The organism is Pseudomonas sp. C2B4, from assembly GCF_013359695.1.
Lineage (GTDB): Bacteria > Pseudomonadota > Gammaproteobacteria > Pseudomonadales > Pseudomonadaceae > Aquipseudomonas.
In genome coordinates, this window is record NZ_JABFMU010000006.1 from 18647 (window position 1) to 44256 (window position 25610).

Annotated in this window: 22 protein-coding genes; 7 read left to right on the forward strand and 15 right to left on the reverse strand. The window is 55.9% G+C overall.

Features of this window, described 5'->3' with window-relative positions:
- Positions 1-13: 13 nt before the first annotated feature.
- Positions 14-232 (reverse strand): hypothetical protein, encoded by a 219-nt coding sequence (locus HNQ83_RS06705; protein ID WP_175388231.1) that lies wholly within the window; start codon positions 230-232, stop codon positions 14-16.
- Positions 233-426: 194 nt separating this feature from the next.
- Here HNQ83_RS06705 and HNQ83_RS06710 point away from each other — a divergent pair, with 194 nt between their 5' ends.
- Complete coding sequence (locus HNQ83_RS06710) at positions 427-1290, forward strand: DUF4238 domain-containing protein (RefSeq protein ID WP_175388232.1); 864 nt, start codon at positions 427-429, stop codon at positions 1288-1290.
- Positions 1291-1517: 227 nt separating this feature from the next.
- Here HNQ83_RS06710 and HNQ83_RS06715 read toward each other — a convergent pair whose 3' ends face one another.
- The 7 genes from HNQ83_RS06715 to HNQ83_RS06745 all read right to left on the reverse strand — a co-directional run bounded on the left by HNQ83_RS06715 (position 1518) and on the right by HNQ83_RS06745 (position 9899).
- Complete coding sequence (locus HNQ83_RS06715; RefSeq protein WP_175388233.1) at positions 1518-2072, reverse strand: tyrosine-type recombinase/integrase; 555 nt, start codon at positions 2070-2072, stop codon at positions 1518-1520.
- Positions 2073-2588: 516 nt separating this feature from the next.
- On the reverse strand, positions 2589-3071 hold the full coding sequence (locus HNQ83_RS06720) for a hypothetical protein (protein WP_175388234.1): 483 nt from the start codon (positions 3069-3071) through the stop codon (positions 2589-2591).
- Between the two features lie 353 nt (positions 3072-3424).
- Positions 3425-3973, reverse strand: coding sequence for a hypothetical protein (locus tag HNQ83_RS06725; RefSeq protein WP_175388235.1), 549 nt, complete (start codon positions 3971-3973; stop codon positions 3425-3427).
- 14 nt (positions 3974-3987) lie between these two features.
- A complete protein-coding gene (locus HNQ83_RS06730) occupies positions 3988-4371 on the reverse strand; it encodes a hypothetical protein (protein WP_175388236.1) in 384 nt (127 codons plus the stop codon).
- Between the two features lie 1288 nt (positions 4372-5659).
- On the reverse strand, positions 5660-7081 hold the full coding sequence (locus HNQ83_RS06735) for a hypothetical protein (RefSeq protein ID WP_175388237.1): 1422 nt from the start codon (positions 7079-7081) through the stop codon (positions 5660-5662).
- Positions 7082-7209: 128 nt separating this feature from the next.
- Positions 7210-7617, reverse strand: coding sequence for a hypothetical protein (locus HNQ83_RS06740; protein WP_175388238.1), 408 nt, complete (start codon positions 7615-7617; stop codon positions 7210-7212).
- 986 nt (positions 7618-8603) lie between these two features.
- Positions 8604-9899 (reverse strand): site-specific integrase, encoded by a 1296-nt coding sequence (locus HNQ83_RS06745; protein ID WP_175388239.1) that lies wholly within the window; start codon positions 9897-9899, stop codon positions 8604-8606.
- 649 nt (positions 9900-10548) lie between these two features.
- On the opposite strand from HNQ83_RS06745, the gene HNQ83_RS06750 reads away from it, so the two are divergent.
- Positions 10549-12237 (forward strand): bifunctional diguanylate cyclase/phosphodiesterase, encoded by a 1689-nt coding sequence (locus HNQ83_RS06750; protein WP_175388240.1) that lies wholly within the window; start codon positions 10549-10551, stop codon positions 12235-12237.
- A 121-nt stretch (positions 12238-12358) separates the two neighbouring features.
- On the opposite strand, the gene HNQ83_RS06755 is transcribed toward HNQ83_RS06750, so the two are convergent.
- Positions 12359-13096 (reverse strand): ABC transporter substrate-binding protein, encoded by a 738-nt coding sequence (locus tag HNQ83_RS06755; protein WP_175388241.1) that lies wholly within the window; start codon positions 13094-13096, stop codon positions 12359-12361.
- A 134-nt stretch (positions 13097-13230) separates the two neighbouring features.
- Here HNQ83_RS06755 and dnaX point away from each other — a divergent pair, with 134 nt between their 5' ends.
- The 5 genes from dnaX (at position 13231) to HNQ83_RS06780 (ending at position 19049) form a co-directional block, all read left to right on the forward strand.
- Positions 13231-15306 carry a DNA polymerase III subunit gamma/tau gene (dnaX, locus tag HNQ83_RS06760; protein WP_175388242.1) on the forward strand — a complete coding sequence of 692 codons (2076 nt, stop codon included), beginning with the start codon at positions 13231-13233 and terminating at the stop codon, positions 15304-15306.
- A 67-nt stretch (positions 15307-15373) separates the two neighbouring features.
- Positions 15374-15712 carry a YbaB/EbfC family nucleoid-associated protein gene (locus HNQ83_RS06765; protein ID WP_095197315.1) on the forward strand — a complete coding sequence of 113 codons (339 nt, stop codon included), beginning with the start codon at positions 15374-15376 and terminating at the stop codon, positions 15710-15712.
- Between the two features lie 263 nt (positions 15713-15975).
- Positions 15976-17010: an NADP-dependent oxidoreductase gene (locus tag HNQ83_RS06770; protein ID WP_175388243.1), complete on the forward strand. Its 1035-nt coding sequence runs from the start codon at positions 15976-15978 to the stop codon at positions 17008-17010.
- Between the two features lie 75 nt (positions 17011-17085).
- Entirely contained in the window at positions 17086-17688 is a 603-nt protein-coding gene (gene recR / locus HNQ83_RS06775; RefSeq protein ID WP_175388244.1) for a recombination mediator RecR, read from the forward strand.
- Positions 17689-17900: 212 nt separating this feature from the next.
- Positions 17901-19049 carry an acyl-CoA dehydrogenase family protein gene (locus HNQ83_RS06780; RefSeq protein ID WP_175388245.1) on the forward strand — a complete coding sequence of 383 codons (1149 nt, stop codon included), beginning with the start codon at positions 17901-17903 and terminating at the stop codon, positions 19047-19049.
- A gap of 120 nt (positions 19050-19169) precedes the next feature.
- Here HNQ83_RS06780 and HNQ83_RS06785 read toward each other — a convergent pair whose 3' ends face one another.
- The 6 genes from HNQ83_RS06785 to HNQ83_RS06810 all read right to left on the reverse strand — a co-directional run bounded on the left by HNQ83_RS06785 (position 19170) and on the right by HNQ83_RS06810 (position 25564).
- Complete coding sequence (locus tag HNQ83_RS06785; RefSeq protein ID WP_034152844.1) at positions 19170-19718, reverse strand: adenine phosphoribosyltransferase; 549 nt, start codon at positions 19716-19718, stop codon at positions 19170-19172.
- A 78-nt stretch (positions 19719-19796) separates the two neighbouring features.
- Positions 19797-20531: a fumarate/nitrate reduction transcriptional regulator Fnr gene (gene fnr / locus HNQ83_RS06790; protein ID WP_175388246.1), complete on the reverse strand. Its 735-nt coding sequence runs from the start codon at positions 20529-20531 to the stop codon at positions 19797-19799.
- A gap of 91 nt (positions 20532-20622) precedes the next feature.
- Positions 20623-22005, reverse strand: a complete 1383-nt coding sequence (hemN, locus tag HNQ83_RS06795; protein WP_175388364.1) for an oxygen-independent coproporphyrinogen III oxidase — start codon at positions 22003-22005, stop codon at positions 20623-20625.
- A gap of 191 nt (positions 22006-22196) precedes the next feature.
- On the reverse strand, positions 22197-22880 hold the full coding sequence (locus tag HNQ83_RS06800; protein WP_175388247.1) for a sulfite exporter TauE/SafE family protein: 684 nt from the start codon (positions 22878-22880) through the stop codon (positions 22197-22199).
- Entirely contained in the window at positions 22873-23091 is a 219-nt protein-coding gene (gene ccoS / locus HNQ83_RS06805) for a cbb3-type cytochrome oxidase assembly protein CcoS (protein WP_059404569.1), read from the reverse strand. The genes HNQ83_RS06800 and ccoS overlap by 8 nt, the downstream gene beginning before the upstream one ends.
- A gap of 22 nt (positions 23092-23113) precedes the next feature.
- Complete coding sequence (locus tag HNQ83_RS06810; RefSeq protein ID WP_175388248.1) at positions 23114-25564, reverse strand: heavy metal translocating P-type ATPase; 2451 nt, start codon at positions 25562-25564, stop codon at positions 23114-23116.
- Positions 25565-25610 lie beyond the last annotated feature (46 nt).

A 25610-nucleotide genomic window follows, 5' to 3' on the forward strand; every position in this document is an offset into this window, starting at 1 on the left:
CGCTTTCCGATACCTACGACTGGCGCAGTCGCATGATCGCTTCTGTTATAGCGTGAGCGTTCGTGTCTAGTGTTTCCAGAGTGCTCATGGCGTTAACGGCAACACTTCCCACTCCATTCTCTGAGAGCCACTTTGTGACCTCTTCAATTGCCGCACATATGGCGTGCTGGTTGTGCAGGAGCAGCGTCAATGCGTCCGCCGTTGCGATGTTGGCTTCTGGGTTATCCGACATGGCTTCCGTTCCTCAGTGATGTTGCGACAATTCTAGTTCACCTTGCCATTGGCCGGGATTGAATGGCAACGTACGCCCCAGGGTTTCAGGCGGCTGGTCGCGGTTCGAGTTGAGTCCGCTCCCAAACCTGCCTGCATTATGTGCGGTTTGGTGTGCGAGAAGTTTGCTAGTTTATCTTTTCAGGGATCGATTTCATGTCACAACAAAAGGTTTCTACGAAACACCATTTTATTCCAAGGTTTCTTCTGAAAGAGTGGCAGGATGAGAGCGGGGCGCTGTGGATTTATCAGCGAAATGGTGGGGGAGATATTTCTTTCCGGAAAGGTGCTCCCAAGTCGGTTGCGTACGTAGAGAATCTTTACACGATATATCCGGAATATCGAGGGGCCAAAGAACCGTCCGATGAAATTGAAAAAGAAGTGATGGCGAAGATTGATGATCAAGCTGCTATTGTTCATAGAAAGCTGCTGGATCATGGGGTTAACGCACTGAGCGAAGAGGAGCGGAGTATCTGGTCAATGTTTATGGCCTCCATGATCGAACGAAGTCCTAAAAGGCTCGAAAAATATAAAAGAATTGCTGAAATTGATGACTATGTCAACGAACTCCACGAGGCGAACCCAAGCATAGCTAGACTTATAGAGAAGCTAGATTTCAATGTTCAGGCTTTAAGGGATAACACGATCCTAAAGTTTATGGTGGAGAGAGTTCTTGATTCAGAGCTTGCTCAGACAATAGGTAAGATGAGCTGGATAGTTGCTCACATTAATGCCTTGGGCGAACATTTTGTTTTAGGTGATGATGTGGTTGTTATTAATAACGGCGCGGTTGAAGAGGAACCTTTATATTTTATTAGGCTCGCCATCTCCCCTGATAAATTACTAATTTTAGTATATGACTCGTCCAGCCTAAGCTCCGACTTCATCGGAACACTAACAATGGTTTATAATATTGAAGTCATTTCTAAATCCGAAAAGTATGTAATCTCAAGTAGAGCGTTGAGGGACGAAGTCTGCACTAAGTTCAGTAAGATTCTTGAAGAAATGCATCGCGTATAGTTTTGCACTTGCCCTCGGCCGAATGCTGCCCGTGAATCTATAGCCAAATATCAAGTGGGTAGCTAGCAAAACGGTTGAAATTTCGATCAGTGTAGGTCGAGGTTAAGAGCCATTTCCGTGCCACCTCGCTGTCAGCGGCCATAAATTCAAAATATCAAAGGCATGAAAATTCCGCCCGGAGGCGGCTAATATTCACGCAGTAGGAGCGCCGGGAAGCTTATAGAGGCTTAAAACACGAACTCGTGATAGGTCGCATCAACTTCTGCTTGTGTGATGCCGATGTACGCCATCGTGACAGCTGGACTTGAATGGTTCAGTACCTTGCAAATCTTCTCGATGGATACCCCACCGTTGTACATCAACCAGCCGCGAGTCTTCCGCATCGAGTGAGTACCCAGTTGCAGGCTCATCTCGTCACCTACGGCCTTGAAGGCGTTGGCTACTGCGACACGACTTACTGGCTTTCCCTTTGCCCGGTTGCTCTCCACCTCGAATACGTATGTGTGGGTGGGGTGAGCAGCCCTACGGCGGCCTACAATGGCCTTGGCTGAACTATTGAGGTCAATGGCGCGAGTCTTGCCGGTCTTGGCTTCCTTGATCACCAGCTTGTCGCCTTTGACATCCTCGAACGTAAGACTGAGTAGGTCACTGATACGAAGAGCGGTGTTGACCCCGAACCGCCAGATGTCCGCGTACAGGGAATTGCCCCTGGCGTTCTTGGCTAACTTGCGAGAGATGGTTTCGGCTTCACCCTCTGTTTTCACCGCTTCTACGATGTTCATCTCTAATTAACACTCCATGACGGAATACGCTTATGTGTTAATTAGATCATGTTCCTACATGAGTAGTCCAGTGTTTCTGCGGGTTGGCTAATTTACACAATACTATTCTGTTAATTAAGAGACGGCACTGGTGCTTCCGGTGCGACCCAGGTCAATCTCCGATGGCGCGAACTGGAGGCGGAAGCAGCTCACTGGTGATGAATGACAAACAAGGTAATTCAGATGGGTCGCCTAACCCCCTGTAGTGCAAAAAAGGTTGGCTTTCGCTGGTCCGAACAAGCAAGTGTCAACAAATTCTCCGCCGCTTCGGAAGAATGCGTACGAAGGCACTTTTGCTTAACCCCATGATGACGAGGCCCCCGAAGTTAGGGACTTTGACGTGCTACAAATTCGCATTACCTATTGCAGAGCCGCCTATGGGAAATAGTTGCTTGATTACTTGGTCGATAGTTTTGCCTCGGTGGCCAACGACAGCGTAGTGTTTATTTTGACCGACTGTTATTCCTGTTATTTAGATTACAAAGACTGCTCAAGTGCTCGCTGGACATCGTCAACGGTGCCGATCCAATTACTTCCGCGTTCGTCCATTGGTTGAAGACCAAAGCGTCTGCCAAAAGCACTGGAGTTCTCGTTAGCACACTCGATGGCAATATGTTTATAACCAAGCTCAGGGGCGAGTTCGGTCATCAGCGTCAATAAACGACGACCATGTCCTTTTCGTTCGTCCTTGAAGCCAATACGTGCAATAACAAGTGTCTCTCGTGGCCAGCCAGCTTCGGGTCTTGGGAACATTCGAAGGTATAGGTCGTACTTCATTGTGTAAGCTTTGATGGTTGAAGTAAGTCCGACCCCTAGTCTCTGATTCACCCATCGTGGTTTATAACCGAATCCTTCAATGAGAAAATGGCTGAGCTTCGAATTAAAGTAAAGGCAGCAGTCATCTGCGTACTCGTGCCAAGTATCATCAGAGGCGTTAAGGGGAGGCTTGAAAGCGATCATTTCTGGTTCTCCGAGTGACTTTTGTATTTCCAGAAAAGCAGGGCTTGGCGATGAAGTCAAGCGCCTTCTCGCAACTATTTTCTCTTGCGCTAATGTTTTTTATGTAACTAATCACTTTCTCTTACACTAATAAAAATTTTCTCTTGCACTAGTGTTTGAGTGTGTACTCGCTCGCTGTTGAAGTTACTTCAGCTTTGCCGGTTGTTGCTGCTGCATTGAGTTGATGTAGAAGCGAATCATGTATTCAACGAAGTTGCGAACCGGCATTTTTTGCTTACGAGCGTGACAGTTGATTAGGTGAAACTCATCGTCCGTGAAGTTTATGCCCAGTAGTCTGGTTGGATTCTCCGGGCTCACGCTGTCACCGCATCGACCTTCTTGGACTTGGGCTTGGTTGGTTTGGAGTAAGCAGCGAGCAAGTCAGCCAGTGCGTTATCCTGAATGGTAGTCAACCTATCTGCTGTGGCTTTGGCTGCTGCTGTCTCCGCTTCCCGCATCTCACGTGCGACAGTAAAGGCAATCTGACGCTTTGTTTCGTCGACGTTCCGGACATACCGCTCTTCGGTGTAGTCAGCCTTAGCCTGCTCAACGATTTTAATTAGGTCGGAATCGATTACAGAATCTGGCTTCCGAAGTTGAACGTTGAAGTCGAGTGGTTTGGAGTAAGCTGTTACTACCTTGTAGCCCTTCAGTAACAACTCAGTTAAGTCCTTAAGGGCGACACCCATGGGTTGGTCACTAGACCAACTTACTTGGACTCCAAGCTGTGGGTGAAGCAGGGATTCGCTGCTGCGAAAGTAATCCACTTCTCGTTGTGCGATGAATTTTCGTAACGCTTCATCATCGTGTTTGAAGAATTCGACAACTTCAGTGCCGTAATTGTAGTGCTTTGTATCAGTCATGTTGGGTTACCTTGTTATTTGCGTGAACGGTGCTTGCGAAGAGCGCTGATAAGGCTTGCCTTCGCTTTGTCGTTATTGGTCTTTGGATTGGTAGTGCTACGTTCGCTATCGCCCTTAGAAGGCTGCTGCGACACCTTGGAGGCAGGTTCGATAGTAGGTGCTGTCTTGTCTTTCTTCGCTGATGCTACTCGGGCCCGATGAGCCTGTAAGTCACTAAGGGTGACTACCATCCCAGGTGGGAGTACTGAATCTTCCAATGCGTTCAAGTACGTTAGTTCGTCCAGCGTTGCTTGAACGTAATCAACTTTGTCGGATGTGCCAGTTGGTTGTTCGATGAAGTACGAAATAATTGCTTGGTTGCTCTTGTCGATTTCTAGCCAAACTGTCTTGTGACTCATTAAGCGACTTCCTGTTTTGGTTGGTTGGACTTCTCAAGTTCTTGGGTGATGTACTGTTGCTCAAGTTCATGTTGGGTGGACTTGTTTCTGGCTCTCCATTCCTTGACCTGGTGTGCGACACAGCAGTAGCGGCTAAGGGGAGAGCGGCTGTAAAAGTTACGGTTGCAAGACTCGCAAGTCCGCAGACGAATTGGTCGGCGTTGTGCCATATGAGTTACCTTCGGTATGTTTGATGAAGTTTGTTACGGGAAAAAGTACCCCGCACTCGTGATGAGGTTACGGGGTAGTGGTGCTGCTAGGACACTTGTTATGGGCAAGTGCGGTTTGCTCCGTTGCGAAGCAAATAGGGTTAATTAGTGGCCAGTTGTCGCTGCATCCTCTGGCCAGGATCACCTTGAAGGTTCGCATCAAACCTATCCGGTACAGCTATCCTCCCAATGTTACTACCGATCATCTTCACTGGATCGGAAACAGAAAAAGACAACTCAGTAAGAAACGAGTGGTCCGAAAGAAGTTATTGCGGAGGGGGGATGTTTCGACGTTTTGGAAGGGGTGGTGAAGTTGCTAATTTCACTCTACGAGTGTACTACGAAATCCGTAAAAGTCAATACCTTCATACTAAATTAGTTGACTTATTTTTGCTGTTGTGAAGGGGTTTAGACTCCGGTTCAGTTTTGGTTGCTCCGCTACTTATTCAAAACATCGGTTCACGATTAATTGTCGCGGTGGCAGACGAAGCACCTGATGTTTACGCCCGGTAGAGTAAACTCAAACAGGGGTAATGTGTGGCGTTCCGCCACGGGCACCATATCTTATGCCTCTCGGCATGGTACAAGCGAAGAGCAGGGTGGTGCTGCACCACTCCACCCTACTGGTAGAGTTATTACCTTGCAAAGTTAGTTGTGACGTTTACGTCACGAAGTAATCCTCTATTAGTAGTACTTTGGTTAGTTAATAATTGTAGAGGTTCAAGAAGGGAGGGTAGGGGGTGCCCCTCCCGCTGTTGCTCTTGCTCTTAATTGTGGGGATAGAACTGGTGCCTACAGGCATAGACTTACCCATGTGATTGCGTCACTATTAGTTCTTTTTGGATGCTCAGTCATGGCTCACGCCACAAGTTACTAAGCTAGGTTGAAAGCGAAAAGCAAAGCGAAGAGGGGGTTCTCTGCCCCATCTCTTTTTTCATTATGTAAATTAATCCGTGCCGAACGGCATAGGTCGTTGCGATGAATAGGGTGTAACCCTTCCTAAGAAGTCTTTTAGGATAGGTTACACACTGTCGGGAATGTTAGGCAGCTTTGTGCATTTTCTTCATCTTGGTTATCTTCGGGCGTGAAACTCCAGTTTCTCGCTGAATCTGACACGTTGAAGTACCGAGTGATATTAGCCGTTTAACTTCTTCTTCGGTTTTCTCGTCCAGCTTCCTGCCATCTCGTTTGATGGGTACTGTACTTGCCAGTGACCAGTCAACTGTCGCATCTGGGAAGTACGTTGAACGCAGATAATCAACAACACGATGGTCCTGAACGTAGAAATGCAAATCTTTGGTGTTGTCATAACAGCGAACAGCCGTGCGAGTAACCGCCTGTAAAGATGGCTCCAGAAATCTGGTCGTGATGAACGCTTCTTCGAAGTCTTTCCCGTACTTTGCGGAAAGATACTTTATTCCATTACTGTCCGAAGGGCTCGGGTTGCCGCCGAAAAGTACTATTGCCTCAGTTGCGTGAGTATAGTTGTTCAGGCCGCGACAGTCTTTTGGGATATATTCAACGTCACGTGTGAACTGCAAGTTGGCCCATTTGTTGGCAAATAAAAGCGGTAGACTCATTGTGCGCTCCAGAATGTTCTTTAGAACGATATCAATAAGCCGCTTATCTCCGTGCGGGGCAAGCATCATTCCCTTACTGAACTTCTGACCAGTCTGAACAACAGGGAAAATGGTTACGACGCTGTTAATGGGGTTGCCTTCTGGCGTGAATTCAGACCGCTTGAAGTGAAAGCCATGGACCGTCGCAAATACCTCGAACTCGCTGTTCTGGATGCTCGCTGCCAGTACGTGGCACTCAATGGCTGATGAGAAGATTTCCCACCAGTCTGTAAACTCTTCAACAGCACGTATATGACGCACACTGTCTGGTTGCGGCTGGTCGATGAAGACATCAATTTTGGATAGTAGTAGCCGAAAGATGTGTGCGGCCGACCTTCCTAGTGTTGAGCAGGCTGTTCCTCGTGCGTCTGCACGGTTTGTCGACACCTGTTCCCGTACTGCTTCCTTAAGATCATCCTTTATCCATAGTTGTCCATCGAGCTCGTCCGTAAAGTGGAGCACCCGTTCCAGCTCCATCGGTTTTAGACCGTAGTCGGGGTAATCTACGACCTTTGGGAGTTCGTCAACTACCAGTACCCAGCCAGAAAACAGTTTGTGCTGAACTTTCCGTATCGACTCCTGCGTACAGATGATGAACGAATCTGCCTTCTCTCGCAGTGCTTTCTCCAGCGTGAGGACTACCGCTTCGCCGCAACGCTGGTCGATAGTGCGATATGTAACTCCAGCCTCGCACGCACGTCGAGCGATACTGTCGCTCAAAACTAGGGTTGGTAGAGCTAGGATTATACGCTTACCTGCATCTAATAGGGCGGGGAGCTTACTTAGTAGAGCTTCAGTTTTTCCTGCTCCAGGGGGAGCAATTGAGATGTTAATGGTCTTCATAGTCCGTTGCGTTTTGATACTGGAGAAGTAAGTTTTACTTGGACTTTTTTTTGGGGATCGAACCTGGCAGTTGGCCAGAACTACAGTTTAGGAGTTTTATACTGCGTTCTGGCGCCGTCTTTAGATTCTCAGGGTAAGCGCTTAATATTATCTATTTTTTTAAAGTGCTGATGGATGGAGGTTTCTGGGTAACCTCTCCTGATATTGTAGAGGTTCGATCGCGCTCTATAATAATCTCGGTATATCTCTAACTCCCAGAAATAAGGATTAACGTCCTCCCAGTTCTTTTTAAATTCTATGATGAAAGCAAAATCGTGGTCATTAGCAGGTACGCAATATTCATCGCTTTCATCGGACGGGTTATCTGTTATACCCAAAATCTCCAATTCAGTCGTCATTAGGAAGTAAAGTTGAGGGGTGTCGAAGAAACTCTCGTCGTCAGCGAAATCGCAATATGGCGACCGGAGAGCGCGAATTATTGCTTCAACTTCATCTGGGGTGTAGCCTTTTTTGGAGCGGGTGCATGATTTTTTCATGTGTTGTCCAATTGTTTTTTACGCAAAAAGAATCCGCTACTATGACTTCATAAGTTATAGCAGGGAGATTTGTATCGGTTATGCGAGGTTATGGCGTTGCGTAACTCGACTGTAGGAAACTTGTCTAGTGGAGGCTTGAAACTAAAGTTTGTGTACGGAATGATACCGCCATGGTGCTATCGGTAACGGGTACTATGGTGAGTTAATTTGAGTCCATTACAAGCTTTGATAGAGTGTTGTCCGAGATGGATGTTCTGTTCATGCACTTAGGGTCCGATAAGAAGTTCTGTGTTCATAAAGATTTTTCGAGGGGGGAGCACTGTTTACGAGGCATATGTTGATCACGCTAATCGCTCCTGTCAACCGAAAAAATTCATTGGGTTGAAATTTTTTTGCTGTTTGCTGTATGTGTGATACAGCACTTTTGTTGCTGTAATTAATGTACAGCACTGCATTAGTTAGTTGCTGTAAATGGAATACAGCATGATTAATTAATTGACGTTGTTGATGTTTTGAATGGTGTTATTTGTGTGCTGCAATTGACGTATAGTGCTGTTTTAATAGGGTTGGAGTAATTGCAGTTCGAGGTTGGAAATTGAAGAGCTTCTATGGTTTTCGTATTGTCTTGAGCGTCGATTTGGTGTTTTTTCGTGATGAAGTGCTAAAGTAGTTTTTGGTCTGTTTAACTCGTGTGAGCTATTTTGGTGTGGTTTAGGTGTCAGTCACCATGCGGTCATAAGCACGGATGAATTTCAGGTGGTGCTCGGCACTAATCCACATTGCCTAGGCGTAGACCATTACCTTGACGGCGTAAGTGCCGCCGTTACGCTCAGGCTTCGATGTCATCGGGCCAACTGCACTCGCACAAGTTCGTCGACGGTAAACCAATTGCGAGAGCAGTGATGTGGGGTCGCATTGGGCTATGTGTTTACGCAAACCAGTTCACGGGCATAGATCCTAATGCAACCCCAGTTGTAGATGCGGGTTTAAAGCTCTACTTGTCGCAGCGCCTCCGCCATAGCTTTCAGCGGGCTGCGACTGCCATAAATACTGAACGTCACTGCACCATCCTCGTGTCCTGCTATTCGTTTGATTAGTGAGTCCTGCACACCAGCGTCCCGCAGGTCGTCAATAAGTGTGTGGCGAAAGCTGTGGAACGTCTTTCTCGGGTCGGTGATGCCCAACTTCGTCTTGTACCGACCGAACCATTTCGATGGTGCGTGGCCCAGCTTCCCTCGAACCGCTTCCAGCTCAGGGAACAGACGATCTGTTCCGGTGTTCCGGACCGATTCAACATGCTTCAACAACCCCAGTTCGATCAGTGCGGGGTGCAAGGGGAGAACGCGTCGGCTGCTGGAGTTCTTCAGGTTCTGGCCTTCACGACTGTCGTCGATGCGGATGCATTGAATACCCTGTTGTTCGATGAAGTCATCCACCCGCAGTTGGCAGAGTTCTTCTAGTCGTGCTCCGGTGGTGCGACCGAGCAATGGCAACCAATAGCGCCATGGGTGCTTTCGGGCTTGTACCTTAAGTGCATCCAGGTCCAGCAGGGTGGTCAGGTCGTGTCGATCAAATGACAACCGGGCCTCTTTGGCTGATCCGGTCATGGCCTTGAGTCCCAGCAGTGGATTGTCCGTGATGTAGCCGTTCGACTTGCACCAGTTCATGAACGCTGAGAGTTTGCGTAGGCGGTTGTTTACGGTAACGGCGGTGATGGTTTTGTAAGTGGCGCCAGACTCAACCACTTGCTTCAATGTCTTTCCCTCGTACTCAGGGCGTAGGCCAAAGTATTGTGGGCACCGGCTCAACCGCTCTTTTAACAGTCGAGCCTGTTGTGCGTCGAACGCCTCGACGGGCATGTCACCGATCAACTCGAACAGATCGCGTAACGCACGTTCCACCTCGAAGGTGCTGACCTCCCGCCACGTACCACCACGTTTTCCTTCTTCTATATATAGTTTCGACAAGGTGGCGAGGGTAGGACCATCGCTGTTCCGCATCATGGTATTGGTCGGCGCCTCCCGTGCAGCAGGTTGGATAGTTGGTGAGGGGGCAGAGTCTCGCCACTCCGAACACAGCCTACGCAGCGTCCGGAGGTCTGCCATGGGGTGTTCATTCAGGTGTTTGTGCACCTGCTGAGCTAGTGAAGCGGCGAGGAACTGGGCACTCTGCCGATGTCGGATGTTCAGGCTCAAACGTAAAGTGTGACACCTCGGGAAGAGGTGCTTAGGCAGCTTGAGATTGAGGTAATAGAGCGCCCCGCGCTTGATTAGGTAGGCCATGGGTGTGACACCAAAGTGTTACAGCAAAGTGTGACAGTGCTGGCTACACCCCGAGGGTTTACTGCCCGTGCGGCGAGTTTGCACGGTAGAAATATTGCACCCCAAAAACCCTGAAACCCTTACCCCGTAAGGCCCGCAACGATTACCGAGCATGCTGGCATGCCACCCGGTCAGAGCCGGAAGGCAGCAGCCACAGCGGGAACATTGTGTGCCGGGGTGTGGCTGGTGGGGTCGCCACCTTAACGCCACGCGAACCCTCTTCGCGTTTCTATTTGAAAGTACTTTTATTGCGCTGCCATGGTCTTGTCCATTGCGGCTTTTCGTCGTCTTCAGTTTGTCCAAAACTTGAAATTTGCATCGCTCTATTCCCATTTATAATCAAGAACTTAACGATAGTTTTTTGCATCGGGCAACCGCATGGTTCATCACCTTGCTTTGCAAAATGTGATGTGTTTCGTAGAATCGCCGCCCAAAAGAGGCATTGGTTGACCTGCTCTCTACCGTTCGGAGAGTGTGAGTGAGCCATTAGCGCGCGTACTCGCAGGACTGCGAGAACCCAGGTGCGACGCTGAAGCCTTTCAAAAAAATTACAAATATTGGTGCTGCTGCCTTAAACAGGCCCCACCGCCAGCAACAGCGAGTCTGACTCATGGATGAGAAGTACCGCAGGGCCGTGGATGCCGCCGCCATTTTTTCAGAGACCGATCTGACTGGCCGGATCACCCACGTCAACGATCAATTCTGCGCAATCTCCGGCTACAGCCGTGAGGAACTGCTCGGGCGAAACCATCGCCTGCTCAATTCCGGCATGCATTCGAGTGAGTTTTTCGCCGGGATGTGGCGCACCATCGCTCTGGGCAGTGTCTGGAAGGGCGAAATCTGCAACCGCGCGAAAGATGGCAGTCTGTATTGGGTCGAAAGCACCATGGTGCCGGTGCTCGATAACGCCACCGGACGCGTCGAGCGTTATCTGTCGATTCGTTTTGATATCAGCGAAAAGCGTCAACTGCTCCATTCTCTGCAATGGCGAGTCGGGCATGACGTGCTGACCGGGCTGCCAAACCGCGCGTTTCTGTCGGATTTGCTGGATCAGGCACTGGAGTTTTCACGGCAGGAAAGCATCCCGCTGGCGGTGTGCATGCTCGACCTCGACGGCTTCAAGGCCGTCAACGATGGCTACGGCCATGCCAGCGGCGATCTTTTATTGGTGGAGGTTGCCAAACGATTGCGCGGCATCGTGCGCGGTGAGGATGTGGTGGCGCGACTGGCCGGTGACGAGTTCGTGCTGGTGTTGCGCTATGTGCGCGACTTGCCGGAACTGCGCGCGGCGTTGAACCGGGTGCTGGAAGCAATCTCCGCGCCCTATTCGCTCAATGGCAAGGACATCAATGTGTTTGCCAGCATTGGTGTCACGCTGTTCCCCCACGACAACGAAAATGCCGAAACCTTGTTGCGCCACGCCGATCAGGCGATGTACGTGGCCAAGCAGAGCGGGCGCAAGCGCTTTCATCTGTTTGATGTATCCCGGGATCGCGAGGTGAAGGCCACTCATCAGACCGTGGAGCAAGTGCGTCAGGCGCTGGCTTGCGACGAGTTGCGCCTGCATTTCCAGCCCAAGGTCAACATGCGTCGTGGCGAGGTCGTCGGTTTCGAGGCTCTGTTGCGTTGGCAGCATCCGCAAAACGGCATCGTGCCTGCCCGGGAGTTTTTACCGCTGGTGGAAGAAACCGACCTGATCATCGATATCGGTGAGTGGGTGATGGATAAAGTGCTGATACAGCTCGATGAGTGGCACCAGGTCGGGCATGACTGGCCCGTGAGCGTCAACATCGCGGCGCGGCATTTCCAGCGGACGGATTTTGTCGAACGGCTTAAAGGGGTTCTCGCGCGGCATGCCGGGGTCGCGCCGCAGCGGCTTGACCTGGAGATCGTCGAGTCGGTCGCCATCGAGAATATCCAGCATGTCAGCGATTGTCTGCAGGCCTGTCAGGCGCTGGGTGTGCAGTTTTCATTGGGGGATTTCGGTACGGGATATTCGTCCTTGAGCTACCTCAAGCGTCTACGTACCCAAACCATCAAGATTGATAAATCCTTTGTGCGCGACATTCTGCATGACGGCGACGACCTTGCCCTGACCACCGCAGTGATCGGTCTGGCTCGGGCGTTTGGCCGGCAGGTGATTGCCGAGGGGCTGGAAAGCGTCGAGCACGGTGAGTTGTTGCTGCAGTTGGGCTGCGAAGTGGCTCAGGGGTACTTCATTGCGCGGCCGATGCCGTCAGTGGATGTGCCGGGCTGGGTCGAAGGTTTTGTCGCACCGCCGCAGTGGCGGGCGGCCTGAACCCAATGTGAGACTCATGAATATCAAATGTGGGAGCGAGCCTGCTCGCGAAGACTGACGATCAGCCAACACTCCTATTGAATGTTGAATCGCTTCGCGAGCAGGCTCGCTCCCACAAGGTTCATGGCTTCCCGATATATAGCCGAATGATCTCATCGATTTCCCCGGACATTTTCATGCGCAACAACGTCCGCAAAATCCGTTGCACCGGCACATCCGGATCATTGCGCACGTAGCAACCGACGCTTTGCTCCTGTAGCACCGCCAGGCCTTGCAGTTGCCTGCCCGGCAGCAGCCGCTGATTGAACCAGTCCAGTGTCCATTGATTGCTGACGGCATAGCGATTGCGTCCGGCCTGGAGTTTTTCCAGCACTTGCTCCTGGTTGCGGGCATCGTCCCGGTGTAGCTGATTGGCATCGAACAGCGGTTGCAGGGTCGGGTAGCTGTAGCCGAGTACGGTGCCGATGGACTGTCGCGAGAGATTCGCTGGAATGACCGAGGTGTGCGGGTCAGGGCGGCTGATCAGTAAATCAGGTTGAGTAAAGAGCGGGATGCTCCAAAGGTAGTCGCCTGACTGGTTTGGCAGCCAGGACTGCGCGGCATAGCAACGAACATCGACTTCGCCCTGTTCCATGGCGCTCTGTACCCGGCCCCGAGGTAGCACATGAAACTCCGCCGGTACACCGACCTGGGTCGCGAGACTGAGCATCACGTCATACAGAATGCCCTGGGTGGGGCGGCCGTGTTCAAGCTGGACCATCGGCATCGCCCAACTGTCGGGCACCACAAAGCGCAACGGCGCTTGCGCGGCGGCGTTGTTCAGGCCAATCAACAGCAGTCCCCCCAAGGCCAGCCGCATAAACACTCCGCTATTTTTGAAACAAACCGCCCCCAAACAGCAGCTTAGCCAGATTAGACGAGCGCACCGGATGCAATTTTGGCCTTGCTCCGCTAGCATTAGCCGCTTCTGCTTCCCAGTGGCGATGGTTTTCGATGAGTTATCAGGTTCTTGCACGTAAATGGCGTCCGCGCTCGTTCCGCGAAATGGTCGGCCAGACCCATGTGCTCAAGGCTCTGATCAACGCCTTGGACAGCCAGCGGCTGCACCACGCCTACCTGTTTACCGGTACGCGCGGGGTCGGCAAGACCACCATCGCGCGGATCATCGCCAAATGCCTGAATTGTGAAACAGGTATCACTTCGACACCCTGTGGTGAGTGTTCGGTATGCCGTGAAATCGATGAAGGTCGTTTCGTCGACCTGATCGAGATCGACGCCGCCAGCCGCACCAAGGTCGAGGATACCCGCGAGCTGCTCGATAACGTGCAGTACGCGCCGAGCCGCGGGCGCTTCAAGGTCTACCTGATCGACGAAGTGCACATGCTCTCCAGCCATTCCTTCAATGCGCTGCTCAAGACCCTTGAAGAGCCGCCACCCTACGTCAAGTTTATCCTGGCGACCACCGACCCGCAGAAACTACCTGCAACGATTCTCTCGCGGTGCCTGCAATTCTCTCTGAAGAACATGACGCCGGAGCGCGTGGTCGAGCATTTGACCCACGTACTGGGCGTCGAGAACGTGCCGTTCGAGGATGATGCACTGTGGCTGCTGGGTCGTGCCGCCGATGGCTCGATGCGTGACGCGATGAGCCTCACCGACCAGGCGATTGCCTTCGGTGAAGGCAAGGTCATGGCCGCCGATGTGCGGGCGATGCTCGGGACGCTCGATCACGGTCAGGTCTACGACGTCCTGCATGCGCTGATCGAAGGCGATGCCAAGGCGTTGCTCGAAGCCGTCCGCCATCTGGCCGAACAAGGTCCGGACTGGAGCGGCGTGCTCTCGGAAATTCTCAATGTGCTGCACCGTGTCGCTATCGCCCAGGCCTTGCCCGAGGGTGTCGACAATGGTCATGGCGATCGGGACCGGGTACTGGCCCTGGCCCAGGCCCTGCCGGCCGAAGATGTGCAGTTCTATTATCAGATGGGCCTGATCGGTCGCCGCGACTTGCCGCTGGCACCGGACCCGCGAGGCGGCTTTGAAATGGTGCTGCTGCGGATGCTCGCGTTCCGGCCGGCCGACACTGCGGACGCCCCGAGGCAATCGCTAAAGCCAGTGGGGATCAGCCAGGCCACAGTTGATTCCGCCAAATCCGTGGCTGCCGCGCCAGTTGTTGCGCCGGTAGTCGCTGCGGCAGTTGCACCCGTCGAGCCTGCGCCAGTCGTCGCGCCGACGCAAACTCCCGAGCCTGAACCGGTTGCGCCGGTGGTTGCAGCCGAGCCTGTGGTCGAGGCGGCCGTGGTCGAAGAGGTTGTCGACCTGCCGTGGAATGACCCGGTCGAACCGGCCATCGTCCAGCAGCCAGCGGTGGCGCCGGTGCTGGAAACCGCCAGCGAGCAGCCCGAATTGCCGCCGGTGATGACGCCGACACCTGACAGCGTGGTGCCGGACGCTCCAGAGTGGGCCGCCGCGCCGATTCCCGAACCGTCCGTGGCCGAGGTCGATGCCGCCACGCCCGGCATGGACCTCGACGACGAACCGCCGCTGGATGAGGACTACATCGAGCCGGACATGGATTCGGCCTACAGCTACCTCGATGACCTGGCCAGCGAACATGTCGCTGAGCCAGCGCCGGAGCCCGAACCTGAGCCTGCTGCTGCGCCGGCCACCGGGTTGGCCCTGCAATGGCTGGAGCTGTTCCCGAAGCTGCCGATTTCCGGCATGACCGGCAGCATCGCCGCCAACTGCACCTTGATCTCCGTCGAGGGCGACAATTGGTTGTTGCACCTGGACCCGGCCCATAGCGCCTTGTTCAACGCCACGCAGCAGCGTCGCCTCAACGATGCGTTGAACCAGTATCACGGGCGTACCCTGACCCTCACCATGGAGTTGATCAAGCCCGAGCAGGAGACCCCGGCCCAGGCTGCGTCTCGCCGTCGTGCCGATCGCCAGCGCGAGGCAGAAGAGTCCATCCACGGCGATCCGTTCATCCAGCAAATGATGCAGCAGTTCGGTGCGGTGATCCGTAACGATACTATTGAACCTGTCGAAGCCCTGGTCAGTCAGGGCTAATAACTGAAGGCGTTCGGCCGAAAGAGCCGGGCGCCGCTTTAATCCAAGTACTTTTGAGGTGATTCCCATGATGAAAGGTGGCATGGCCGGCCTGATGAAGCAGGCGCAGCAGATGCAGGAAAAAATGGCCAAGATGCAGGAAGAGCTGGCCAACGCCGAAGTCACTGGTAAGGCGGGTGGCGATATGGTCACCGTGGTGATGACCGGTCGTCATGACGTCAAGAGTGTAAGCATCGACCCGAGCCTGGTCGAAGGCATGAGCGAAGACGACAAGGAAATGCTGGAAGCAGTCGTTGCCGCCGCCGTCAACGACGCGGTGCGCAAGATCGAAGCCAACAGCCAGGAAAAAATGGGCAGCATGACCGCTGGCATGCAACTGCCGCCGGGCATGAAACTGCCGTTCTGATTCGCCAAAGCGCTTCGGATGGGCTACATAAAAATGCCAGGCATCGCGCCTGGCATTTTTGTTTTCGCCTGTTGGAAATGCAGTGTCTGTGAAATCGTCTTCGCGAGCAGGCTCGCTCCCACAGGGTGATTACGATTAACTGTGGGAGCGAGCCTGCTCGCGAAGACGTCAACTCGGTCCCAGGCTGGAAACATCGAACACACCACCGCCACAAAGGTCTGCTCCCTATATCCCCGAAATCATCGACCACAGGAGACGCTGACATGTCCGACCCACTGACCCTCAACCAACGCATTGTCCTGGCCTCACGCCCGGTCGGCGCGCCGACCCCGGAGAACTTCCGCCTGGAACGGGTCACGCTGCCCGATCTGGCCGACGGCGAGGTGCTGCTCAAGACCCTTTACCTGTCGCTGGACCCCTACATGCGCGGGCGCATGAGTGACGCACCGTCCTACGCCGCCCCGGTGCAAATCGGCGAGGTAATGACCGGTGGCGCTGTCAGTCGGGTCGAGCGCTCGCTCAATCCCAGGTTTCAGGAAGGTGATCTCGTGGTGGGTGCCACGGGCTGGCAAAGCCACAGCATCAACGACGGGCGCAGCATCATGCCGATCCCGTCAACACTGCCGAGCCCGTCAATGGCCCTGGGCGTACTGGGCATGCCAGGCATGACCGCCTACATGGGCTTGATGGACATCGGTCAGCCCAAGGCCGGTGAAACCCTGGTGGTGGCGGCAGCGTCCGGCGCTGTGGGCTCGGTGGTCGGGCAAGTTGCGAAGATCAAGGGCTTGCGCGTGGTTGGCGTGGCCGGTGGGGCGGACAAGTGTCGCTATGTGGTTCAAGACCTGGGCTTCGATGCCTGCATTGACCACAGGAGTCCGGATTTTGTCGATGAACTGGCCCAGGCATGCCCCAAGGGCATCGACATCTATTACGAGAACGTCGGCGGTAAGGTTTTCGACGCGGTGTTGCCACTGCTCAATCCCAAGGCGCGGATTCCGTTGTGTGGCCTGATCGCTTCCTACAATGCCAGCGAAGCGCCGAGCGGGCCGGATCGCCTTCCGCAGTTGCAGCGCACGCTGCTGACCAAGCGCGTGCGCATCCAGGGCTTCATCGTGTTCGACGACTATGGCGACCGTCAGCCAGAGTTCACCAGCGCCATGGCGCCGTGGGTGCGTGATGGCAAGGTGAAGTTCCGGGAGGACGTGGTCGATGGACTGGAGAATGCGCCCGATGCGTTTATCGGTCTGCTGGAAGGGCGTAACTTCGGCAAACTGGTGGTGAAGGTCGCCCAAGCCTGATTGCCGCTGGTATTTGACGCTTAAGGGAGGCGCGGGTATAAACCGCGTCTCGTTGTTTTGTCGGAATTTTCCCCCATGAGCTTCAGCCCTTTGATTCGCCAACTGATCGATGCCCTGCGCGTTTTGCCAGGTGTGGGTCAGAAAACCGCCCAGCGCATGGCGTTGCAGTTGCTCGAGCGTGATCGCAGCGGCGGCTCGCGACTGGCGCTGGCCCTGAGCCAGGCCATGGAGGGGGTCGGTCACTGCCGACTGTGCCGCACGCTGACCGAGGATGACCTCTGCCCGCAATGCGCTGACACCCGGCGCGACGATACGTTGCTTTGCGTCGTGGAAGGGCCGATGGACGTCTACGCCGTGGAGCAGACCGGATTTCGTGGTCGCTATTTCGTACTCAAGGGGCACCTGTCACCCCTCGACGGTCTTGGGCCGGAAGCCATCGGTATTCCCCAGTTGATGGCGCGCATCGAGGAGGCGGGTACGTTCACAGAAGTGATTCTGGCCACCAACCCGACCGTGGAAGGGGAGGCCACGGCGCATTACATCGCCCAGTTGCTCAGCAGCAAAGGCCTGATCGCGTCGCGCATTGCCCATGGCGTGCCTTTGGGCGGTGAGCTGGAGTTGGTGGATGGCGGGACGTTGGCGCATTCGTTTGCCGGGCGTAAGCCGATTGCTCTCTGAAGTCATGTGCTGTGTGAACTGACGCCTTCGCGAGCAAGCCCGCTCCCACATTGAATCTCTTGCATACACATATTTTGTAACCACCATAGATCCAATGTGGGAGCGGGCTTGCTCGCGAATGGCGCACCCCGGTCTCCCTGATTCACACAATCCAGTTGAAAACCAAGCAAGCGCTCGGTTAACTTCGCTGAACCCTTCAGTGGAGTTCGCCGATGCCTGCCTTCCAGGAATACTTCGACCCCAACCACCAATTAATCCGTGACAGCGTCAGACGTTTCGTCGAGCGCGAAATACTTCCGGATATCGAACAGTGGGAAGAAGCCGAAAGCTTTCCCCGTGAGCTTTACCGTAAGGCTGGCGCGGCGGGGATTCTTGGCATCGGTTACCCGGAAGCGTTCGGTGGGAGCCACGAAGGTGATCTATTTGCCAAAGTCGCCGCCAGCGAGGAGCTGATGCGTTGTGGCTCTGGTGGTCTGGTGGCGGGACTGGGGTCGCTGGACATCGGACTGCCACCGATTCTCAAGTGGGCCAGGCCTGAAGTCCGTGATCGGATCGTGCCGCAGGTGTTGTCGGGCGAGAAGATCAGCGCCCTGGCCGTCACCGAGCCCGGCGGCGGTTCTGACGTCGCCAACCTGCAAACCCGCGCTGTACGCGATGGTGATTGTTATCGGGTCAATGGCAGCAAAACCTTTATCACCAGTGGCGTGCGCGCCGATGTCTACACCGTCGCGGTGCGCACTGGCGAGCCGGGTTTCGCGGGCATCAGCCTGTTGTTGATCGAGAAGGGCACCCCCGGCTTCACCGTGGGACGGCAGTTGAAGAAAATGGGCTGGTGGGCGTCGGACACCGCCGAGCTGTTCTTCGATGATTGCCGGGTGCCTGTGGGCAATCTGATCGGCGGCGAAAACATGGGCTTCGCCTGCATCATGGGTAACTTCCAGAGCGAACGCCTGGCGCTGGCCCTGATGGCTAACATGACCGCGCAGCTCGCGCTGGAGGAAAGCCTGAAATGGGCACGGGAGCGTGAAGCCTTCGGCAAACCCATTGGCAAGTTCCAGGTGATCAAACACCGCCTCGCCGAAATGGCCACCGAACTGGAAGTCTCCAGGGAGTTCACCTACCGGCAGGCCGCAAAAATGGCCGCAGGGCAAAGCGTGATCAAAGAGATTTCCATGGCCAAGAATTTTGCCACCGACACGGCTGACCGCATTACCCATGATGCGGTACAGATCCTGGGTGGTCTGGGCTATATGCGCGAAAGTCTGGTGGAGCGGCTGTACCGGGATAACCGGATTCTGTCGATCGGGGGTGGTACGCGGGAAGTGATGAACGAGATCATCAGCAAGCAGATGGGGCTTTGAGTTTTGTGGTGTAGCGGCTGACGCTTTCGCGAGCAGGCTCGCTCCCACAGGGGGCTTATGAACGCCATAAATCCAATGTGGGAGCGAGCCTGCTCGCGAAGAGGCCCTTGAGGACGCTGCTTATTTATCGGTCAACGCAAACTGAGTCAGGCAAAACGACGGAATCCCCATATCTTCCAGGCGCTGCGACCCGCCCAATTCCGGCAGATCAATGATCGCCGCCGCTTCATGAACCCGGGCACCCATGCGTCGAATCAGGTTCGCCGCCGCAATCAGGGTGCCACCCGTGGCGATCAGGTCATCGAACATCACCACCGAATCGCCCTCGCACAGGCTGTCGGCGTGCACTTCGAGGAAGGCTTCGCCGTACTCGGTGGCATAACCTTCGGCCAGCACATCGGCCGGCAGCTTGCCTTGTTTGCGGAACAGCACCAGCGGTTTGTTCAGCTGATAGGCCAGCACCGAGCCAATCAGGAAACCACGGGCATCCATGGCACCGATATGGGTGAAATCGGCCTCTACGTAACGATGGGCGAAGCTGTCCATCACCAGGCGCAGGGCCGTGGGCGACTGGAACAACGGGGTGATGTCGCGAAAAATCACGCCCGGCTTGGGAAAGTCGATCACGGGGCGGATGAGGGATTTGATATCGAAAGAATCGAAGACCATAGTCGTAGAGTCCTGGCAGGGCTGCAAACGGCGCAGTATACCCGCGGCTGAAATGGTTCGCTCAACCGCGGATCGAGATCAACCTTCGATCGAACCACCGGCCAGTGCGCACAGCTGGATCGGGTCGAGGATGCGGATTTCCTTGCCTTCGGCGGCGATCAATTCGTTCTGCTGGAAGCGCGTGAACACCCGCGACACGGTCTCCACCGCCAGGCCCAGGTAGTTGCCGATTTCGTTGCGCGACATGCTCAGGCGGAACTGATTGGCCGAAAAACCCCGGGCACGGAACCGTGCCGACAGGTTCACCAGGAAAGTGGCGATGCGCTCGTCGGCAGTCTTCTTCGACAGCAGCAACATCATCTGTTGATCGTCGCGAATCTCGCGGCTCATCACGCGCATCAGCTGCCGGCGCAGCTGTGGCAATTGCAGGGCCAGTTCGTCGAGGCGTTCGAAGGGGATTTCACACACCGACGTGGTTTCCAGCGCTTGCGCCGACACCGGATGTTTTTCGGTGTCCATGCCCGACAGGCCGACCAGTTCGCTCGGCAGGTGAAAACCGGTGAGCTGTTCTTCGCCGGTATCGCTCAGGTTGAAGGTCTTCAGCGCGCCGGAGCGAACCGCGTAAACAGAGTCGAACGTGTCACCCTGGCGGAACAGAAACTCACCCTTTTTCAGCGGGCGGCCACGTTTGACGATCTCGTCCAGCGCGTCCATGTCTTCCAGATTCAGAGAAAGTGGCAAGCACAGCGGGGCCAGGCTGCAGTCCTTACAATGGGCCTGATTATGGGCGCGCAGTTTTACGGGCTCGGACATTTCTTCAATCCTTGTGGAAAAACACACATAAGACGTAAGGGTAACCCAGCGAAGGACATCGAGGCCAGCCTATGGCGCTTTTGTCGCACGTCTAGATGACTCTGGAATACCGTTGGCGGCTGTGTTGTTCCAGGTACGCGTCAAACACCATGCACACCGAGCGGACCAGCAAGCGTCCAGCCGGTAACACGGTTATTTTTTCGCGATCCAGCGAGATCAGGCCATCTTTGGCCATGTGCTGCAATTGCGGCCAAAGTTCGCCGAAATAGCCTTGAAAATCGATATTGAAAATTTGTTCGATTTCGGCAAATTCGAGACTGAGATTGCAGATCAACTGTTGAATCACTGCACGACGCAGACGGTCATCGGCGTTGCACACCAGTCCGCGGCTTGTGGCTAATTGAGCGCTCGCCAAAGTGTTCTGGTACTCGTTCAAGTCGCTGCTGTTCTGACAGTACAAGTCGCCGATCTGACTGATGGCAGACACACCCAGCCCGATCAAGTCGCAATGGCCATGGGTGGTGTAACCCTGGAAGTTGCGTTGCAGGGTCGATTCTTCCTGGGCAATCGCCAGTTCATCGTCAGGCAGGGCGAAGTGATCCATACCGATGTAGCGGTAACCGGCACCGGTCAGTTGTTCGATGGTGTGCTGCAACATTTCCAGTTTCTGCGCTGGCGTCGGCAACTCATCGCTGTTGATCCGCCGTTGCGGCATGAAACGTTCTGGCAGGTGCGCGTAGTTGAAGACCGAGAGCCGGTCCGGTTGTAGGCGGATGACTTCTTCGACGGTGCGGGCGAAGTTCTCCGGGGTCTGTCTTGGTAGACCGTAGATCAGGTCGATGTTGATCGAGCGAAACTGCAGGGTACGGGCGGCATCGATCACCGCGCGGGTCTCCTCCAGGCTTTGCAGGCGATTGACCGCGCGCTGCACCGCCGGATCCAGGTCTTGCAGGCCGATGCTGACCCGGTTGAAACCCAGTTCGCGCAACAGACCCATGGTCGACCAGTCGGCTTCACGTGGGTCGATTTCAATGCCGTAGTCGCCGGAATCATCATCCAGCAAATTGAAGTGCTTGCGCAGGTGCGCCATCAACTGGCGCAGTTCGTCGTGGCTCAGAAAGGTCGGCGTGCCGCCGCCGAAGTGCAGTTGCTCGACCTTTTGGGTCGGGTCGAGGTGGCAGGCGATCAACTGGATTTCCTGTTCCATACGCTGCAAGTAGGGCAGGGCACGGCCACGATCCTTGGTGATGACTTTGTTGCAGGCGCAGTAGTAGCAAATGTTCGCGCAAAATGGCACGTGCACATACAGCGACAACGGGCGCATCGCTTTGCGGCTGTCACGCAAGGCGTGAAGCAGATCGAAGCTGCCGACCTGGCCGTGGAACTGCACGGCGGTCGGATAGGAGGTATAGCGTGGTCCCGCCAGGTCATAACGGCGGATCAGGTCGGTATCCCAACGAATGGCGTCGAGCATCATGCGGGCATCCCCCGGAATAGGCTGGCAGTGGCGGTCAGTCTAGGGGGTGTGACAATTGGGGATCTTGATTTGCATCAAGGTCGGGATCTGTGTTGTTTGTGCAGGCCTCTTCGCGAGCAGGCTCGCTCCCACGGTTGAAATGCGTTCCCGGTGGGAGCGAGCCTGCTCGCGAAGGCGGCACCGCCGTTCTAATGCCCCATGAGCCAATGCTGATGCGGCCCCGGCAAGGTCCAGATACCGAAAAGCATCACCAGCAATCCACCGGTCATGCGCACGCTGCGCTTGCGCAACAACGCCGTCACCCGTTCGGCCGCCAACCCTGTGGCGAGCAGTACAGGCCAGGTGCCCAGCCCGAATGCCAGCATCAGCAGCGCACTGTCCAGCGCATTGCCCTGGCTGGCCGACCACAACAAGGTGCTGTAGACCAGGCCACAGGGTAGCCAGCCCCAAAGTGCACCGAGCAGCAGTGCGCGAGGGAGGCTGGAAACCGGCAGCAGTCGGTTGGCAACCGGCTGGATATGCCGCCACAGGCCGCGGCCGAGGCTTTCGATACGCGTCAAACCGCTCCACCAGCCGGCCAGATACAGGCCCATGGCAATCAGCAGCAGTCCGGCGAGTATCCGCATGATCATCGCCGCCGGGCTATTGGCCACCGCCCAGCCAGCGAGGCCGATCAGCAGGCCGGCGGCGGCATAGCTGAGGATTCGCCCCAGGTTGTAGGCCAGCAGCAGGCGAAAGCGGCGGCTGCGTTGTTCGTTGGGGATCGCCAGGGTCAGCGCGCCCATCAGGCCGCCACACATGCCCAGGCAATGACCGCCACCGAGCAGACCGAGAATCACCGCGGACACCATCAAGGGCGCCAATTCAAGCATGGGGCGGGGCCTTGTCGTCGGGTTTGGCCGGATGGCCGCTGGCCTCGTCGACAGCCGCGGTGTGGTTCGGGTCCTGATCGTCGAACAGGATGCTGTGGGCCGGGCCATCGAGGTCGTCGTACTGACCGCTGTCGACCGCCCAGAAGAAAATGTAAATAGCGATGGCCACGATCAGCAGCGCGGCCGGGATCATCACGTAAAGAGCTGGCATCTGGACTCCATGCCCGTGCGGCTCAGGCCGGCAACGGGCGGGTTTCTGGCGTGGTGCCGGCAGCCGGCGCGCTCGGCAGGCGAGTCAGGCGCAGGGCGTTCAACACCACGGTCAACGAACTGATGGACATGCCGACCGCGGCCCACACCGGAGTGATCCAGCCAAGGGCGGCGAACGGCAACATGAGACCATTGTACAACCCGGCCCACAGCAGGTTCTCGATGATTACCCGGCGGGTGCGCCGGGCCAGGCTGAAAGCTTGCACCAGTGCATCGAGGCGATTGGACAGCAACACCGCGTCGGCGCTGGTTTTGGCCAGGTCGGTGGCCGAGCCCATGGCCACGCTGATATCGGCGGCGGCCAGCACAGGCACATCGTTGACCCCATCGCCAAGCATCAACACCTTGCGACCTTCCTGGTGCAGTTGCTGCAACACCTGCAACTTGTCGTCCGGACGCAAGCCGCCCCGGGCTTCATCGATGCCGAGTTCGGCCGCGACACTGGCAACCATCGGCGAGCTATCGCCCGAGAGCAACAACGTGCGCCAGCCGCGGGCCTTGCAGGCTGCCAGCAGGGCCGGGGCGTCAGCGCGCAAGCGGTCGTCGAGCACGAACCAGGCCAGTGGCCCTTGCGGGTTGCCGAGCAGCAGCCATTGGCCGGCTTCGTCCGGCATCGATGGCGCGGCGGCACCGCTGAGCTCACAGACAAAACCGGGCTGGCCGATACGCAAACGCTGTTCTCCCACCCGCCCTTCGAGACCAAGCCCCGGCGTACTGTGCACTTCTTCAGCGGCCATCGGCGCACGCCCGAAGGCCCGGGCAATCGGGTGTTCCGAGCGGTTTTCCAACGCAGCGGCGAGACTCAGGCACTGATCGCTGTCGAGTAGGCCGAGGGGGCGAATCGAGCGCAGTGCCAGGCGCCCTTCGGTGAGGGTGCCGGTCTTGTCGAAAATCACCGTGTCGATCTGGTTCAGGCCTTCGAGCACATGGCCGCGCGTCAGCAACAAGCCCAGTTTGTGCAGAGTGCCGGTGGCAGCGGTGAGTGCGGTCGGCGTTGCCAGGGACAAGGCGCACGGGCAGGTCGCGACCAGCATCGCCAGCACAATCCAGAAGGCCCGGGAGGAGTCCAGCTCCCACCACAACAAGCCAATGCAGGCGGACGCGATCAGTGTGAGCAGCAGGAACCATTGAGCGGCGCGGTCGGCGATTTCCGCCAGTCGCGGTTTTTCAGCCTGGGCACGGTCCAGCAACCGGACAATGGCGGAGAGGCGGGTGTCCTGGCCGAGGGCCTGCACTTCCACGGTCAATGCACCTTCGACATTCAGGGTGCCGGCAGTGACGGCGTCACCTGGGGTACGAGGTTGAGGCAGGTACTCACCGGTCAGCAGAGACTCGTCGATGCTCGACTGACCGTCGAGGATTTTGCCGTCAGCCGGAAGTATCGCGCCCGGATGCACCAGCACCTGGTCACCCACTCGCAGTTCGCTCAGCAGGATCCGTTCGCTCTGACCGTCGCTGCCCAGGCGCAGGCAGGAGGCTGGCAACAGGTTGACGAGTTGCGCGGTGGCGGCGGCGGTGCGTTCACGGGCGCGGCGCTCCAGGTAGCGCCCGGCCAGCAGGAACAAGGCGAACATGCCGACGGCATCGAAATACAGTTCGCCGACGCCGGTGATCGAAGTCCAGATGCCGGCGATGTAGGCGCTGCCGATGGCCAGCGACACTGAAACATCCATGGTCAGGTGCCGGGTGCGCAGGTCGCGCATGGCACCCTTGAAGAACGGCGCGCAGCTGTAGAACACGATCGGAGTGGTGAGAAACAGCGCCACCCAGCGCAGGATGGTGTGCAGTTCGGGGCTGAGGTCGATGTTGAATTCCGGCCAGGTGGCCATGGTCGCCATCATCGCCTGAAACCACAGCAGGCCGGCCACACCGAGCTGGCGCAACGCCAGGCGGTTCTCGCTGGCCAGTTGTTCACTGGCGCGATCGGCTTGATAGGGGTGTGCGGCGTAACCGATGTGGCGCAGTTCGCCGAGCATCTGACTGAGCGGCAGTTGAGCGTCGGCCCAGCGCACGTGCAGTCGATGGTTCGACAGGTTCAGGCGTGCCTCGGCCACCGCCGGCAACGTGCGCAGGTGTTTCTCGATCAACCAGCCGCAGGCGGCGCAACTGATGCCTTCCATCAACAGCGTGGTTTCGGCCAGTTCACCGTCATGGCGGACAAAAGGTTGCTGCACCTCGGCGCGGTCATACAGCGCCAGTTCGTCCACCAATTGCACCGGCAGCGCTTCGGGGTTGGCTGAGGCTTCACTGCGATGCCGGTAATAGTTCTCCAGTCCACCGGCGACAATCGCTTCAGCCACGGCCTGACAACCCGGGCAGCAGAATTCGCGGGTTTGTCCCAGGACGGCAGCGGTGAAGCGGCTACCGGTAGGGACGGGCAGGGCGCAGTGGTAGCAGGGGGTTGGGGTGGTCATGGATTATTCACTAGTACCGCTGAATCTCTATCGCCGGAGAGGGCCT